Annotated in this window: 21 protein-coding genes; 4 read left to right on the forward strand and 17 right to left on the reverse strand. The window is 54.3% G+C overall.

The window, feature by feature from the left end; genetic code table 11:
• Positions 1-126 precede the first annotated feature (126 nt).
• The 13 genes from rpsQ to E6072_RS06955 form a co-directional block, all read right to left on the reverse strand.
• Positions 127-411, reverse strand: coding sequence for a 30S ribosomal protein S17 (gene rpsQ, locus E6072_RS06895; RefSeq protein ID WP_278606096.1), 285 nt, complete (start codon positions 409-411; stop codon positions 127-129).
• Between the two features lie 5 nt (positions 412-416).
• Positions 417-647, reverse strand: a complete 231-nt coding sequence (gene rpmC / locus E6072_RS06900; protein ID WP_022864270.1) for a 50S ribosomal protein L29 — start codon at positions 645-647, stop codon at positions 417-419.
• Positions 647-1066, reverse strand: coding sequence for a 50S ribosomal protein L16 (rplP, locus tag E6072_RS06905; RefSeq protein ID WP_024059446.1), 420 nt, complete (start codon positions 1064-1066; stop codon positions 647-649). The genes rpmC and rplP overlap by 1 nt, the downstream gene beginning before the upstream one ends.
• A gap of 1 nt (position 1067) precedes the next feature.
• The gene (rpsC, locus tag E6072_RS06910; protein WP_316694684.1) at positions 1068-1964 is read right to left on the reverse strand and encodes a 30S ribosomal protein S3; all 897 of its coding nucleotides are present in this window, start codon (positions 1962-1964) and stop codon (positions 1068-1070) included.
• Entirely contained in the window at positions 1964-2332 is a 369-nt protein-coding gene (gene rplV, locus E6072_RS06915; protein WP_022864273.1) for a 50S ribosomal protein L22, read from the reverse strand. The genes rpsC and rplV overlap by 1 nt, the downstream gene beginning before the upstream one ends.
• A 27-nt stretch (positions 2333-2359) precedes the next feature.
• Positions 2360-2641, reverse strand: a complete 282-nt coding sequence (rpsS, locus tag E6072_RS06920; protein ID WP_024059448.1) for a 30S ribosomal protein S19 — start codon at positions 2639-2641, stop codon at positions 2360-2362.
• Positions 2642-2655: 14 nt separating this feature from the next.
• On the reverse strand, positions 2656-3492 hold the full coding sequence (gene rplB / locus E6072_RS06925) for a 50S ribosomal protein L2 (RefSeq protein WP_296761122.1): 837 nt from the start codon (positions 3490-3492) through the stop codon (positions 2656-2658).
• A gap of 15 nt (positions 3493-3507) precedes the next feature.
• Entirely contained in the window at positions 3508-3813 is a 306-nt protein-coding gene (gene rplW / locus E6072_RS06930; RefSeq protein ID WP_316694688.1) for a 50S ribosomal protein L23, read from the reverse strand.
• 4 nt (positions 3814-3817) lie between these two features.
• Positions 3818-4462, reverse strand: a complete 645-nt coding sequence (rplD, locus tag E6072_RS06935) for a 50S ribosomal protein L4 (protein WP_296761126.1) — start codon at positions 4460-4462, stop codon at positions 3818-3820.
• Positions 4463-4464: 2 nt separating this feature from the next.
• A complete protein-coding gene (rplC, locus tag E6072_RS06940) occupies positions 4465-5133 on the reverse strand; it encodes a 50S ribosomal protein L3 (protein ID WP_316694690.1) in 669 nt (222 codons plus the stop codon).
• An 11-nt stretch (positions 5134-5144) separates the two neighbouring features.
• Complete coding sequence (rpsJ, locus tag E6072_RS06945) at positions 5145-5453, reverse strand: 30S ribosomal protein S10 (protein ID WP_022864279.1); 309 nt, start codon at positions 5451-5453, stop codon at positions 5145-5147.
• Positions 5454-6311: 858 nt separating this feature from the next.
• Positions 6312-6695, reverse strand: coding sequence for a type II toxin-antitoxin system death-on-curing family toxin (locus E6072_RS06950; RefSeq protein WP_296761132.1), 384 nt, complete (start codon positions 6693-6695; stop codon positions 6312-6314).
• Entirely contained in the window at positions 6692-6904 is a 213-nt protein-coding gene (locus tag E6072_RS06955) for a type II toxin-antitoxin system prevent-host-death family antitoxin (RefSeq protein WP_296773227.1), read from the reverse strand. The genes E6072_RS06950 and E6072_RS06955 overlap by 4 nt, the downstream gene beginning before the upstream one ends.
• A 262-nt stretch (positions 6905-7166) precedes the next feature.
• On the opposite strand from E6072_RS06955, the gene E6072_RS06960 reads away from it, so the two are divergent.
• The 3 genes from E6072_RS06960 to E6072_RS06970 all read left to right on the forward strand — a co-directional run bounded on the left by E6072_RS06960 (position 7167) and on the right by E6072_RS06970 (position 8343).
• Positions 7167-7676, forward strand: coding sequence for a hypothetical protein (locus tag E6072_RS06960; RefSeq protein ID WP_316694692.1), 510 nt, complete (start codon positions 7167-7169; stop codon positions 7674-7676).
• 93 nt (positions 7677-7769) lie between these two features.
• Positions 7770-8156 carry a hypothetical protein gene (locus E6072_RS06965; RefSeq protein ID WP_316694694.1) on the forward strand — a complete coding sequence of 129 codons (387 nt, stop codon included), beginning with the start codon at positions 7770-7772 and terminating at the stop codon, positions 8154-8156.
• Positions 8131-8343, forward strand: a complete 213-nt coding sequence (locus E6072_RS06970) for a hypothetical protein (RefSeq protein ID WP_316694696.1) — start codon at positions 8131-8133, stop codon at positions 8341-8343. The genes E6072_RS06965 and E6072_RS06970 overlap by 26 nt, the downstream gene beginning before the upstream one ends.
• A 150-nt stretch (positions 8344-8493) precedes the next feature.
• Here E6072_RS06970 and tuf read toward each other — a convergent pair whose 3' ends face one another.
• From tuf to rpsL, 4 genes are all read right to left on the reverse strand, one after another.
• Complete coding sequence (tuf, locus tag E6072_RS06975; RefSeq protein ID WP_316694698.1) at positions 8494-9684, reverse strand: elongation factor Tu; 1191 nt, start codon at positions 9682-9684, stop codon at positions 8494-8496.
• A 128-nt stretch (positions 9685-9812) separates the two neighbouring features.
• Positions 9813-11966, reverse strand: a complete 2154-nt coding sequence (fusA, locus tag E6072_RS06980) for an elongation factor G (protein ID WP_316694699.1) — start codon at positions 11964-11966, stop codon at positions 9813-9815.
• A 21-nt stretch (positions 11967-11987) separates the two neighbouring features.
• A complete protein-coding gene (gene rpsG / locus E6072_RS06985; RefSeq protein ID WP_022864283.1) occupies positions 11988-12458 on the reverse strand; it encodes a 30S ribosomal protein S7 in 471 nt (156 codons plus the stop codon).
• Position 12459: 1 nt separating this feature from the next.
• Entirely contained in the window at positions 12460-12834 is a 375-nt protein-coding gene (gene rpsL / locus E6072_RS06990) for a 30S ribosomal protein S12 (protein WP_022864284.1), read from the reverse strand.
• 397 nt (positions 12835-13231) lie between these two features.
• Between rpsL and E6072_RS06995 the strand changes: the two genes are divergently transcribed.
• Positions 13232-14614, forward strand: coding sequence for a chorismate-binding protein (locus E6072_RS06995; RefSeq protein WP_316694700.1), 1383 nt, complete (start codon positions 13232-13234; stop codon positions 14612-14614).
• Positions 14615-14616: the final 2 nt, after the last annotated feature.

A 14616-nucleotide genomic window follows, 5' to 3' on the forward strand; every position in this document is an offset into this window, starting at 1 on the left:
CGGGGAGAGTTTACCCAGGCAAATGCCCGATTAAACTCTCCCCGCGCCTTGCAGCTATCAGGAACCGAACAACAGATCTTGCCAGATCTTAGACTTTAACGATCCCTTTAAAAAGCTAATGAAAACCTACTTGGCTTTCTCAATGATTTCGCTAACCCGCCAACGCTTGGTCTTGGACAAAGGACGAGTCTCCATAATCCGTACCAAGTCGCCGGTGCCGCATGAGTTGTTCTCGTCATGCACCTTGTAGCGCTTGCGGCGGTTAATCACCTTGCCGTACAAGCGGTGCTTAACGCGATCTTCTACCTGCACAACAACCGTCTTGTCCATTTTGTCGGACACCACGTATCCTTGCAGCACCTTGCGGTGATTGCGCTCTACCGTAGCGGTCTTCTCTGTTTCTTCGCTCATGAATCCTACTCCTCAGCCTGCGGAGCGGTACGAATACCGAGCTCCCGCTCTCTAGCAATGGTGTAAATGCGGGCAATATCGCGACGCAGCTGCCCGATCTGTCCACGATCCTCGCCAGCACCGGTGGCCAGCTGGAAACGCAGATTAAACAGTTCGGTCTTAGCTTCGTCTAGCTTCTGGGAAAGCTGCTCTTCGTCCAGCAAATCCAAATCAGACATTTTAAGGCCCTTTGCCATTACTGATCACCGCCTTCACGACTAATGAACCGGGTCTTAATCGGCAGCTTGTGCTGCGCACGGCTCATAGCTTCCCGAGCGATATCTTCAGACACGCCCGCCAATTCGAACAGTACGCGACCAGGTTTTACCGGAGCCACCCACCATTCAGGAGAGCCTTTACCAGAACCCATGCGAGTTTCGGCCGGCTTCTTGGTCAGCGGACGGTCAGGGAAGATGTTGATCCACACTTTACCGCCACGCTTAATGTAGCGTGTCATCGCAATACGAGCCGCCTCAATCTGCCGGTTGGTTATATAGGCGTGATCAAGAGCCTGGATGCCGTATTCGCCGAACGCCAGTTCGGTACCGCGTTTAGCCATGCCCTTACGGTTAGGGCGATGCTGTTTGCGCCATTTAGTCCTACGAGGAATTAACACGTTACTCCTCCGTTCCGTTTTCTTGCGGCTTCTCGGCCTCGGCTACTGCCTTTTCGGCAGCAGCCTCAGCTGCTGGTGCCTCTTTTTCCGAGGACGCAGCATCGGTTTTTTCCGCCGGTGCCTGGGTAGCGCCCTCTTGCCGGCCTTCGCCACGGCCGCGACGTCCACCGCGTCCGCCATCTCGACCTGCGCGACCGCGACGTCCACTGCCGCGTCCACCGCGTCCACCGGATTCAGCCTGTTTCCGGGCGAATTCGGTTTCGGTGAGATCGCCTTTATAAATCCACACTTTCACGCCAATGCGTCCGAAAGTGGTGTGAGCTTCATAGAAGCCGTAATCGATCAGGGCACGCAGCGTATGCAACGGCACCCGACCTTCGCGGTAAAACTCTGAACGAGACATTTCAGCCCCGCCCAGACGACCCGAGCACTGCACTCGGATCCCGAGGGCTCCTCCACGCAGCGCCGACTGCATACCTTTACGCATTGCGCGCCTAAACGATACGCGCGCGGCGAGCTGTTCCGCGATTCCTTGTGCCACTAGCTGCGCATCAATCTCAGGATTCTTAACTTCGAGGATGTTCAGCTGCACCTGCTTACCGGTGAGCTTCTCCAAATCGCCACGCAGCCGATCTGCTTCTGCGCCGCGCCGGCCAATAACGATACCGGGGCGAGCGGTGTGCAAATCAACCCGTACCCGATCGCGGGTACGTTCAATATCGATCTGCGAAATCCCGGCGCGCTCCAGGCTCTTTTCCATGACCTTACGAATGCGCACGTCTTCATCTACGAAATCACTGTAACGCTGTCCCGGCTTAGTGGAGTCCGAGAACCAGCGGGAACGGTGATCGGTGGTAATACCTAGCCGAAAACCGGTAGGGCTAACCTTTTGTCCCATTAGTCGTTCTCCTCTTCCTGTTTGCCGTCAGAAACCTCGATCGTGATGTGGCTGGTCCGTTTAAGGATTCGCCCTGCACGCCCTTGAGCGCGCGGACGGAATCGCTTCATCGTGGGGCCTTCATCTACGTATGCCCGCGAAACTTTCAGTTCCGCAAACGTTTCTTTGTCGCCAGACCGATCTGCTTTAGCGGCGGCGTTGTACATTGCGCTGCGAAGCACCTTGCGAACATCAGTTGCGACCGCTTGCGGAGCGAAACGCAGGATGTCGTAGGCCTCAAGGGCGTTCTTGCCGCGAATCATGTTCACGACGCGACGCGACTTCTGCGGCGTAGAGCGCACGAAACGCGCTTTCGCCATGCCTTCCATCTTTGCCTTCTTTCTCTTCCGGCGCGCCTAGCGGCGGCGTGCCTTTCGGTCGTCCTTGTCATGTCCGCGGAAGGTACGAGTAGGAGCAAATTCGCCCAACTTGTGACCAACCATGTTTTCGGTGATGTACACCGGAACGTGCTTGCGTCCGTCGTGTACCGCGATAGTGTGCCCAATAAAATCGGGGGTAATCATAGAGCGGCGTGACCAGGTCTTGATAACCGACTTTTTATTGGCGTCATTCAGAGCGTCGACTTTTTTCATCAAATGGTCGTCGACGAAAGGACCCTTCTTTAGGCTACGTGCCATGATTTATCTCCTACCTAACGCTTCTTGCCGGTCCGCCGACGACGCACAATCAGGCGATCGCTGGCTTTATTCGGACGGCGGGTACGACCCTCGGGCTTACCCCAGGGGCTAACCGGGTGACGACCACCAGAGGTACGGCCTTCGCCGCCACCGTGCGGGTGATCAACCGGGTTCATTACCACACCACGTACCTTGGGACGTTGTCCCTTCCAGCGCATCCGTCCGGCTTTACCCCAGTTGATATTGCCGTGGTCAGAGTTACCAACCTCGCCGATGGTGGCGCGGCAAGCAGCCTCTACGTTACGGATTTCCCCGGAAGGCATCCTTAGCTGGGCATATTTGCCTTCTTTCGCCACGAGCTGCACGGAAACTCCCGCGCTGCGAGCGATCTTGGCTCCCCCACCAGGACGCATCTCCACTGCGTGAATCACGGTACCCAACGGAATGTTGGTTAGTGGTAAACAGTTGCCAGGCTTAATATCAGCAGCCGGCCCCTGTTCAATCTGGTCACCCTGATGCAGTTTATTGGGGGCAATGATGTAGCGCTTGTCGCCATCTGCATAGTGCAGGAGGGCGATATTGGCGCTGCGGTTCGGATCATATTCGATGTGGGCAACCTTTGCGGGCACCCCATCTTTGTCGTGACGACGGAAATCAATCACGCGGTAACGGCGCTTATGTCCCCCGCCACGCCGACGGGAAGTGATGCGACCGTCATTGTTACGTCCACCAGTTTTGTGGATAGGACGCAGCAGGGACTTCTCCGGGTGGTCGCGGGTAATTTCCGCGAAGTCAGATACCGATGCGAAACGGCGACCGGGAGTAGTCGGCTTGTATTTACGAATACCCATTACTTGTTCACCCCTTTACGCAGTCGTTTCGTTGAAAATATCGATTGTGCCTTCGGCTAAGGTAACAATGGCTCGTTTGCAATCTTTGCGTTTGCCATAGCCGGTGCGGGTACGTACCCGCTTGCCTTTGCGCGCAATCGTGTTTACGGTCTTTACTTTTACATCGAAGACTTTTTCGATGGCGATCCGAATCTCGGTCTTGTTAGCTTTCGGGTCTACCTCGAAAGTATATTTTCCGAGATCCATCAACCCATAGGCTTTTTCCGAGACGATCGGGCGGTAAATAATATCCCGCGGATTCTTAGTAACCTCGAGTGCCATTGCTTTACGCCTCCTGTCCGGTCTTATCGGCGATGAACTGGCGAATCGCGGCCTCAGTGAAGATAACGTCCTCATTGTTGAGTACGTCGTAGGTATTGAGCTGGTCAACCATGAGCAGATGCACCTGCGGCAGGTTACGCACTGACAATACCTGTTCTTCTTCCGAACGGCTCAGCACTACCAAAACGTAGCGCTGGTCTACCAGGGATTCGATGTGTTCGCGACCCGCTTTGGTGGAAGGGGTATCCCCGGCTACCAACTGAGACACGAGATGCATACGATCCTTGCGTACCCGATCAGACAGGGCACAAGCCAGTGCCGCCGCCTTCATCTTCTTGGGGGTGCGCTGGGAGTAATCGCGCGGTTGCGGGCCATGTACTACCCCACCACCACGCCACTGCGGCGCGCGAATCGAGCCTTGTCGAGCCCGACCGGTGCCTTTCTGACGCCACGGCTTCTTGCCGCCGCCACGCACCTGACCACGGGTCTTCGTGGAGTGAGTACCCTGACGAGCCGCCGCAAGCTGAGCGTTAACTACCTGGTGCATTAAAGCGATATTGGGATCCCGATCAAAAATGCTGGCGGGCAGATCAACGCTGCCAACTTCTTTACCAGCGGGATCAGTTACGTTTAGCGAAAGATTAGTCATAGTTACGCACCTTTCACTGCACTACGAATCAGGACGATGCCGCCCTTGGGACCGGGAATAGCACCGGTAACCAAGACAATGCCTTTTTCGGCATCGACTGCCTGAACTTTAAGATTTTGGATGGTTCGGCGGTCTCCACCCATGCGTCCGGCCATACGTAGGCCTTTGAATACGCGTCCGGGGGTGGCGCAAGCGCCGATAGAACCAGGTTTACGGTGGTTACGGTGAGCACCATGGGAGGCGGAAACGCCGGCAAAGCCGTGTCGTTTCATAACCCCGGCAAAGCCTTTACCTTTGGTCTTTCCGGTAACATCCACTTTCTGGCCGACTTCAAAAATGTCGGCAGCCAGTTCCTGGCCAAGAGTGAATTCGCCATCTCCGCCAGTGCGCACCTCTACCAGGTGACGACGGGGGCTGACGCCTGCTTTATTGAAATGGCCGGCAAGGGGTTTGGTGACTTTGCGCTGGTCAATCTGACCGAAACCGATTTGAATGGCGGTATAGCCATCGGTTTCTTGGTCGCGAACCTGCGTCACCACGTTCTTGTCGACCTGCACGACGGTGATGGGAACGACTTTTCCGTCCTCGTCCCAAACCTGCGTCATGCCTAGCTTGCGGCCGAGAAGTGCCCGAGTGGGTACTGCGGCAGCCGGCTGGGTCTGCGTGGTCATAATTACTTTCCTTAGAGTTTGATCTCGATGTTTACGTCAGCGGGCAGATCGAGACGCATTAGCGAATCGACTGCCTTAGGCGTCGGGTCGACAATATCGATGAGCCGTTTGTGCGTACGCATTTCAAACTGCTCGCGACTGTCCTTGTACTTGTGTGGCGACCGAATCACGGTGAACGTGTTCTTTTCGGTCGGCAAAGGTACTGGGCCTACCACTGTGGCGCCCGCGCGCTGGACCGTTTCCACGATCTTCTTCGCGGACGAGTCGATGACCTGGTGGTCATATGACTTCAGCCGGATGCGGATTTTCTGTCCCGCCATTCCGTCTACCTCTTCTTCTTCCGTAGATGTTTCCCCGGTGTTTATTCCGGGCCTGCCAGGGGATTTCCTCCCTTGCTTGCGCTAAGCCCGCAGGGGCGAGCTTTGCCGGTTGCAAGCGCAAAAATCCCTAAAATAATTTAGGGAGGTGATCTGCGTGATCCCTGGCGAACTGTTTCACCGGGCACGAATCGATTCCTGTGTTCTTGCTACCGGGCGCTAGGAGAGCGGGTACGCGTCGCGCACCTTTCAACTAGAGCCAGTAAGTAACTCTAACGCGTCACCTGGAACCCTTTCAAGCTGCACTCATGTGAATGACCCCACGTCCCCGCATCCGGGCGTGTCGCGGTGCTTATTTTTCCGATTTTTACTGCCCGAGGACGCATGTATTCCTCTTCCCCTCCACGCATCAGCAGAATCCTCCCCCACCTGAAGGGGGGCTGCCGCGGTAAAAGTGCTCGGGGGACCCCAGTGAGCCTTGCTTCGCTCGGCTAGAGGCATTATCTCACTGAGACAAATAGGTGTGTTTCCGATGTTTCGTTTAGTGATTGCAACCGGTCTCTCGCATCTTTTACCGTGCCAGCCCATTCACAGCTTCAGCACTTGCGGGTGGGTAGCGCCCGTATCGCGCGGGGCTAGGCTTTATCCCAGCCTGCTAGGAGGACGCAAAACCCGAAAAATAACCTTGTAATTATTAATTTCCTAAGCAGCGAATGACCTATGCCATCTAGTGCCGGGGCACTCAGTTCCCCAAACATTACCCGGTAGTATAAAACTGTCCAAAAAACAATCCGCACCCCCAAATGGGCATTAGCTCTTGCGTGCACTAAATAGGATCCCCTGGATAAACCTGAGGTTTGGTCACTCCACTACATTTCTTACCCAGCGTACGAGCTCATCGTATCCAACCGACCCATCCGCCACGCCCAGAATAGTCTCGAGAAATGAAGCATGATCGGGTTTGAAATCTATACCGGATACTCTGAGATATGTGCCTAAGAGTGCGGCACCAGTTCTCTTGTTTCCATCTAGAAATGGGTGACCGGAGATAATTCCGAACGCATATCTGCACGCCTTCTCAATTGGATCAGGGTACAAATGTTCATCACCAAAGGTCTGGAAAGGCTGTCCGAGCGCGGACTTTAAAATTCCCTCATCGCGAACTCCATCGAGTCCGCCGAACCGAGCGATCGCCGCAGCATGAATAGCGAGGACATCCTGCCGCGAAAACGCAAATCCGCTCATTTGGCCAGTTCTTGAAATACGTCGGCATATTCATCCATGAAGTCGACTGCAACGTCGGCTACTTCGGTAGCGCCGTGTGCCGGTTGGATAATTACCCACGGCCGGTTATTCTTCAAAATTGTGAGGGGTTTCCCCGTCCTGTTCACTTCGGCTGTGACCCGGGAAAAATTATTTTTCGCTTCCGCTAGACCCATTGTAATTGCAGGCATCGACATTCCCCTTCTTGACTTAGCAGAATTATGGCTAATATCTGGTCCAGAGTCAATAGGTCGGCGTACCTTATGTATATTGTGCGCGAAGGCGGTGTGGTGCCTCATTTAGTTTGAGCGCAAAATAGATTGTTGGCATGAACGATGGAGTGGTTTGCTTGGGTACGCGTGTTGAGGTTACGAAGCGGTTGCGTCAGGTCTATCTCGGGGCTTCGAAAAAGGAAAAGGGTCGGGTGTTAGATAATTTTTTGAGGTAACGGGATTGTCCAGAGTTAGCGCAAGGAGGTTTCTGACAAGTGATGTTGCTGGTAATCCGGGTGTTGTCAGGATTGATTACCGCACGGTTCGGCCTACTAAGTATTCGGCCAAGTCGAAGAAAGCCTTAGAGCGCGTGTGGGTGCTTTCTGGGTGTCAGTGCGGGAAATATTTGGCGGCATCGATGTGGGCTTTGCTGGATTGTCTGCAAGCTCATGGCGAGTTAGTGCTAGGTAAGGATGGTTATAGCGAGCAGGTGCGCTCGGAGTTACTGGCAATGTCGGGGGCTACGATTGACCTGTATTTACGCCCTGTCCGCGCATCTGTAGAGCTAAAAGGGGTATCAATAACCAAGCCTGGCGCTTTGCTTCGTAACTCGATAAAAATCAGGAAGGCCGGGGATGAGATCGCTTGCGAGCCGGGTTTTTTCGAGATGGACACGGTGGCTCATTGCGGGCCGACTCTTAACGGCAAGTTCGCTCGTACCTTGACGTTAACCGATGTGAACACGGGCTAGATACATTTAGAAGCCCAGCGCAATAACGCCCGGGTTCCTATGCTCAAAGCTCTAGAGCGTGCGATAACAGCCATCCCGTATCAGGTTCAGGGCTTGGATTGTGATAACGGTAGCGAGTTCATTAACCGGGAAGTCATTAACTGGGCTGGCGACAGAGACATTTTCTTTACGCGTTCGCGTCCTTACCGTAAGAATGACCAAGCTAACGTGGAATCAAAGAATAATCATGTGGTGCGTAAATACGGTTTTTATTACCGCTATGACACCCCACAAGCATTAAAAGTTCTAGGTCGGTTATGGACGGTAGTTTGTTTGCGAATGAATCTGTTTACCCCCACTAGGAAACCTATCGGTTGGGGCCAGGATGGTGCCGGCAGGCGCAAACGTATCTACGATACCCCTGCCACGCCCCCTAGACGGTTTGCTAGACTCTGGGACACTTTCAAGGAAACAAATGCAGCAATTACGCCAGTTGCGTGAGAATACCAATCCCGCCGAACTCACCCCCGATATCCTGCGCTACCAAAGTATCCTAACCGGCATGGCTAAAACCCTGACCGAGCAACTACTAGCCAAGAGGGAAAAACACGCGAGAAACGAAAAAACAAACTCACCACCGGCATCAAAACCCACGCCGCCTAACCCTGCCTTCGCGCTCAAACTATGAGAGGCACCGAAAACTTTCGCACTCAAATTGACATGAGGAACCACGGTATTTTTTAAGATTATGCCCAGCATATTCAAATAGTGCGACGGATAAAAAAACTCGCGCCCCGAGAGGTATCTCTCGGGGCGCGAGTTAAACTAATAGTTTAGTTTACAGATCGATCTTGGTTACGCGACCAGAACCAACGGTGCGGCCACCTTCACGAATAGCGAAGCCCAAGCCGACCTCCATAGCGATCGGCTGAATGAGCTCCACCGAGATTTCGGTGGTGTCGCCGGGCATAACCATTTCCTTGCCCTCGGGCAGGGTGATAACGCCGGTAACGTCGGTGGTACGGAAGTAGAACTGGGGACGGTAGCCAGAGTAGAAGCTCTTGTGACGGCCACCCTCGTCCTTCTTCAGGATGTAAACCTGACCCTCGAACTTGGTGTGGGTGGTGATAGAACCGGGAGCAACCACAACCTGGCCACGCTCCACGTCTTCACGCTTGATACCACGTAGCAACAGACCGGTGTTGTCACCAGCTTCAGCAGCATCCATCGACTTGTGGAAAGTCTCGATACCGGTAACGGTGGTCTTCTGCGGTTCGCGAATACCCAGGATCTCTACCTCGGAGTTCAGCGGAAGCGTACCGCGCTCCACACGACCGGTAACTACGGTGCCACGACCAGTAATGGTGAAGACGTCCTCAACCGGCATCAAGAACGGCTTGTCCAGATCACGAACCGGTTCCGGAATGTATTCGTCAACCGCTTCCATTAGCTTCTGAACCTGGCCAACCCACTTTTCGTCACCCTCGAGCGCCTTCAAAGCGGAAACCTGGATTACCGGAGCGTTGTCGCCATCGAAGTCCTGGCTGGACAGCAGGTCGCGGCATTCTTCCTCAACCAGTTCCAGCATTTCTTCGTCGTCAACCATGTCGCACTTGTTCAGGGCAACCAGGATGGCGGGAACGCCCACCTGACGAGCGAGCAGTACGTGCTCACGAGTCTGAGCCATGGGGCCGTCAGTTGCGGCAACCACCAAGATGGCTCCATCCATCTGAGCCGCGCCGGTAATCATGTTCTTGATGTAGTCAGCGTGACCAGGGGCGTCTACGTGTGCGTAGTGACGCTTCTCAGTCTGGTATTCAACGTGGGAAACGTTAATAGTAATCCCGCGTTCACGTTCTTCCGGAGCATTGTCTACGTCCTCGAAAGGAGTAAACGCATTCAGTTCCGGATAGGTGTCATGCAGCACTTTGGTGATAGCCGCGGTCAAGGTGGTCTTGCCGTGGTCAACGTGCCCAATAGTACCAATGTTAACGTGCGGTTTAGTCCGCTCGTACTTAGCCTTAGCCACTTAATGTCCTCCTGGACTCGGGTAGTTATCTATCGCTTGGTTGTCAAAGTAAAGGTTAACACCCAACGCGAATGATCTCCTACGGGTTTATCTGTGATTTTTAACAAAATAAAAGGCACCCGCGAGGGCTATTCGCCTCGGGTCTTAGCAATGATTTCCTCAGCAACTGAGCGGGGGACCTCATCGTAGCTGTCAAACTGCATCGTGTAAACGGCGCGACCCTGCGTCTTTGAACGCAAGTCGCCCACATACCCAAACATTTCCGACAGCGGAACCTTTGCCCGGACTTCCTTCACTCCATTGACATCGTCCATGGACTGAATAAATCCGCGGCGAGAGGAAAGATCGCCCATCACGTCACCCATATACTCTTCCGGAGTTCTGACCTCAACGGCCATAATCGGTTCGAGCAATACGGGCTTGGCGCGGCGAGCGCCCTCCCTCAAAACCATGTTACCGGCAATCTTGAATGCCATTTCCGAAGAGTCGACGTCATGGTAAGCACCATCCGTCAAGGTCGCCTTAATACCGGTTAGCGGGTAACCAGCCAAGACGCCTCCCTCCATGGCTTCGCGAATGCCCTGGTCTACCGAAGGAATGTATTCGCGAGGAATACGTCCACCGGTAATCTTGTTTACAAACTCGTATGGTTCTTCCGCATCCGTAGGGAGCGGTTCGAAAGTGACCAGTACCTTTGCGAACTGGCCAGAACCACCGGTCTGTTTCTTGTGAGTGTACTCTACATCCTCGACCGTCTTGCGGATGGTTTCGCGGTAGGCAACCATTGGTGCACCCACGTTTGCTTCCACGTGGAACTCGCGTTTCATCCGGTCTACCAGTACGTCCAGGTGGAGCTCGCCCATACCGCCAATAACGGTCTGGCCGGTCTCGTCATCTAGGCGCACGGTGAAGGTCGGGTCTTCTTCCGCCAGGCGCTGAATCGCAATGCCCAGCTTCTCCTGGTCTGCCTTGGTCTTAGGCTCGATAGCCACGTGAATAACCGGATCCGGGAAGTTCATAGATTCCAGAACTACCGGATGGCCACTGTCGCACAAGGTATCGCCAGTGGTGGTGTCTTTCAATCCCACGAAGGCATAAATGTTACCTGCATGTGCGACCTCAATCGGATTTTCCTTGTTAGAGTGCATCTGGAAAATCTTGCCAACGCGCTCTTTCTTATCCTTGGTGGCGTTAGCCAGGTTAGACCCGGCCTTAATCTGCCCAGAATAAATTCGCACGTATGTCAGCTTGCCGTAGAAAGGATGCGCGGCAATCTTAAACGCTAAAGCAGCGAAAGGAGCCTCATTATCCGGAGGACAAAGCACCGTCTTTTCTTCATCGCGGGGTAGATGTCCCTCAAGAGCGGGAACATCCAACGGCGAAGGCAGGTAACGCAAAACGCCGTCGAGAACCGGTTGTACACCCTTGTTCTTGAAAGCACTGCCCGCGAATACCGGGTAGATCTCGCTCTTCAAAGTGAGTTCACGAATACCCGCGATGATCTGTTCGTTGGTAAGCTCACCGTTTTCCAGGTAAGCCTCCATCAATTCATCGTTAGCTTCCGCGGCAGCGTCAATCAGCTTTTCACGGTATTCAACGGCGCGATCTTTCAAATCGTCCGGAATTTCCGCGTATTCCAGCACCGCCCCCAAAGTGGGGTCGCCCTCTTTGACCTTGCCAGCGGCTTTCTCGGCCTGTTCGGCGCTGAAAGTCTCGGGGAAGTAAATTGCTTTCATTTCCAGCAAATCTACAACCCCTTTAAACTCGGCCTCAGCGCCAATCGGCAAGACCATAACAACCGGCTTGGCATGCAGACGGTCTTCAATAGTCTTAACCGAGTAGTAGAAGTCCGCACCCAATTTGTCCATCTTATTGACGAAGCAAATACGGGGAACGTCATACTTATCCGCCTGACGCCAAACGGTTTCTGACTGGGGCTCTACGCCCTCTTTGCCGTCGAAAACGGCGACTGCACCGTCGAGGACGCGCAAGGAGCGCTCTACCTCAACAGTAAAGTCAACGTGACCAGGGGTATCAATGATGTTAATCTGCTTACCGTTCCAAAAACAGGTAGTTGCCGCAGAGGTAATAGTAATGCCGCGTTCTTTTTCCTGTTCCATCCAGTCCATAGTGCCGGCACCATCGTGGGTTTCCCCGATCTTGTAGTTGATGCCCGTGTAGTACAGGATGCGTTCAGTTACGGTGGTTTTACCAGCATCAATGTGTGCCATGATGCCGATGTTGCGAACCTGAGATAGGTCAGCAAGCACTTCTAATGCCACAATCGTTCCTTCCGGTTAGGTTTACCAGCGGTAATGAGCGAAAGCCTTGTTCGACTCCGCCATCTTGTGCATATCTTCACGACGCTTCACCGCAGCACCCAAGCCGTTAGAAGCATCCAAAATTTCGTTCATGAGGCGTTCGGTCATGGTTTTTTCGCGACGCTGCCGCGAAAAGTCAACCAACCAACGCAGCGCCAAAGTGGTCGCGCGCGCCGGGCGCACTTCCACCGGAACCTGGTAGGTGGCGCCACCTACACGACGAGAACGAACCTCTAGAGCAGGACGAACGTTTTCTAGAGCTCGTTTGAGCACGCTTACCGGTTCCTGCTCGGTACGTTCACGTACGCCCTCGAGCGCACCGTAAACGATACGTTCCGCCAAAGATTTCTTGCCGTCTAGCAGCACCCGATTGACCAACTGGGTGACAATGGTCGAGTTGTAAACCGGATCAACTGCCAAAGGGCGCTTGGGAGCTGGACCTTTACGAGGCATACTACTTCTTCTCCTTCTTCGCGCCGTACTTGGATCGACCTTGGCCACGGTCACGCACACCCTGGGTGTCCAGCGCGCCGCGCACGATGTGGAAACGCACACCGGGAAGATCCTTTACACGTCCACCACGCACCAGCACAATGGAGTGTTCTTGCAGATTATGTCCCTCGCCGGGGATGTAAGCGGTCACTTCAATACCGCTGGATAGGCGAACACGCGCCACTTTCCGCAATGCCGAGTTCGGCTTCTTCGGGGTGGTGGTGTAAACACGAGTGCAAACGCCGCGACGCTGGGGCGATCCCTTTAGCGCACGAGTTTTACTCTTCGCCTTCTTAGTTGAGCGTCCTTTGCGGACCAACTGTTGGATGGTAGGCACTACTTCTCCTGTTACTTAATGTCGAAACACTTGCCACGCGGTACCAAGATATCAGCCCCAGAAACGGGCATACTGCACCGCCGGGGCCGGCCCGCCAGGTTAAGGCTACACAGGATGTTTGCCTAGGTGGTCAGCGGATCGCGCCTAACTGACTTACCCTTAACGTCCGGAGCTCAACGGAGTAGAGCCCGTGCCAGAAAATCTGGCTAGTTCGGGGCCCGGTATCGCGGGCACCATGTTTAAAGTTAGTCAGCCCCCCTATTGCTGGTCAAACCGGATTAACTAATAAAAGCCCTTTTGTGACTGATTCCATGTGCAAAGCTCGAATTCCGGGATCCTTTGTCAATATTACCGGTAGGTTCGTGTCGGCTTGATTCCTGGCTTATTATGGGGAATCGTGTGTCCATCTAGCCTAAATGCGAGCGGAGTTTTACAATACCGCGTATCCCGGCTAAGCAATCAGGAATGCTCATTTGCGCAGGCAATAGGGGTTTTAGAGGAGAAACATCGGCTAATTTCACCGGAAAGCACTGCCCCGGATACTTTTACCGTTTGGAGCGGGCCGAGGCTCAAGTTAGCGGGTTTAGGAATCGCCTGGCAGGCCAGTTTTAGCGGCGATAATGCTTTTTCTATAGCCGAGGACGCGTGGCGAGATTTGTGCGAGCACGCTCAAAATACTGCTGGTAACCCGAGCGATATTCCAGAGGGAAATACCGGGAGCAAGCATACTGAAGCAGGAAAACTGAATTGGCCGCTGGTTTTGGGAAGTTTCGGATTCACTGCCGCTACCCCCTCACTACTACTGGTGCCGGCTTTAGCCGTAGTTTCCAGCGGCTCTCACACCTGGCTGTGGCAAGCTCGCTGGCAGGCAAGCCAAGCAGATTTCCGGGGAGGCCGCGGGAATACACCGGAAGACGCGAAGTCGGCTGCAGCACCTATTGCCCAATCATCCCCGCTATCGCTTTCCAGTCCGGCGCAGGTACTTGGCGAAACGTACCCGCATTTAAAACCAGAAGCCTGGAAGACGGCAGTCGGGTGCGCGGCAGCAGAAATCCGCACCGGAAGGGCAGAAAAAATCGTGCTTGCCCGTGATAAAGAACTACGCTTTAATCGCGATGTTTCCTTGACTAGGGTCACCAAATACTTGGCCGACAAATACCCTACTTGCTGGACTTATGCGATTGGTGACCTGGTGGGAGCCAGCCCCGAAATGCTAGCTAGTGTAAACGAAGGGGAGCTGCTATGCCGCGTCCTCGCCGGCTCTGCCATTCCCGGTAAAGAACAACGCCTATTAAACGACCCCAAAGAGCAGCTAGAGCATCGCTTAGCGGTACAAAGCGCCGAGGAATCGCTGACCGACCTGAATCTAGATTTAAAGGTACCAGCCCCCCGCCTGCTGCACCTGGGGTATGTTACCCACTTGGCGACCGATATTACCGCTGAAAACCTTACGGAACAGGCAGTTACTTCTCTGCGTGCGGCAGCGGCGCTTCATCCCACGGCGGCGGTTTGCGGAAAACCCCGCGAAGTAGCTGCCGAACGTCTGTCCGCCCTAGAAGCTATGGATCGGCGCCGTTACGCCGCCCCGATCGGCTGGATGGATGCTGGCGGCGAGGGCGAGTGGGCGATTGCCCTGCGGTGCGCGCAGCGTGACCCGGCTCGCGCTGATACCTATCGCCTGATTGCCGGGGCGGGAATCATGGCAGATTCTGATCCCCAGCGCGAACTGGCCGAAACGGAAACCAAAATGTTACCGATGCTCCGCGCCCTCCAGGCGTAAAA

The sequence above is a fragment of the Varibaculum cambriense genome (genome assembly GCF_032557235.1).
GTDB lineage: Bacteria > Actinomycetota > Actinomycetes > Actinomycetales > Actinomycetaceae > Varibaculum > Varibaculum cambriense_C.

Excerpts from the sequence above, each read along its gene's own strand:
- rpsQ (WP_278606096.1), bottom strand. The coding sequence starts at position 411 with ATGAGCGAAGAAACAGAGAAGACCGCTACGGTAGAGCGCAATCACCGC.
- rpmC (WP_022864270.1), bottom strand. The coding sequence starts at position 647 with ATGGCAAAGGGCCTTAAAATGTCTGATTTGGATTTGCTGGACGAAGAG.
- rpsC (WP_316694684.1), bottom strand. The coding sequence starts at position 1,964 with ATGGGACAAAAGGTTAGCCCTACCGGTTTTCGGCTAGGTATTACCACC.
- rplV (WP_022864273.1), bottom strand. The coding sequence starts at position 2,332 with ATGGAAGGCATGGCGAAAGCGCGTTTCGTGCGCTCTACGCCGCAGAAG.
- rpsS (WP_024059448.1), bottom strand. The coding sequence starts at position 2,641 with ATGGCACGTAGCCTAAAGAAGGGTCCTTTCGTCGACGACCATTTGATG.
- rplB (WP_296761122.1), bottom strand. The coding sequence starts at position 3,492 with ATGGGTATTCGTAAATACAAGCCGACTACTCCCGGTCGCCGTTTCGCA.
- rplW (WP_316694688.1), bottom strand. The coding sequence starts at position 3,813 with ATGGCACTCGAGGTTACTAAGAATCCGCGGGATATTATTTACCGCCCG.
- rplD (WP_296761126.1), bottom strand. The coding sequence starts at position 4,462 with ATGACTAATCTTTCGCTAAACGTAACTGATCCCGCTGGTAAAGAAGTT.
- rplC (WP_316694690.1), bottom strand. The coding sequence starts at position 5,133 with ATGACCACGCAGACCCAGCCGGCTGCCGCAGTACCCACTCGGGCACTT.
- rpsJ (WP_022864279.1), bottom strand. The coding sequence starts at position 5,453 with ATGGCGGGACAGAAAATCCGCATCCGGCTGAAGTCATATGACCACCAG.
- E6072_RS06950 (WP_296761132.1), bottom strand. The coding sequence starts at position 6,695 with ATGAGCGGATTTGCGTTTTCGCGGCAGGATGTCCTCGCTATTCATGCT.
- E6072_RS06955 (WP_296773227.1), bottom strand. The coding sequence starts at position 6,904 with ATGCCTGCAATTACAATGGGTCTAGCGGAAGCGAAAAATAATTTTTCC.
- E6072_RS06970 (WP_316694696.1), top strand. The coding sequence starts at position 8,131 with ATGCAGCAATTACGCCAGTTGCGTGAGAATACCAATCCCGCCGAACTC.
- rpsG (WP_022864283.1), bottom strand. The coding sequence starts at position 12,458 with ATGCCTCGTAAAGGTCCAGCTCCCAAGCGCCCTTTGGCAGTTGATCCG.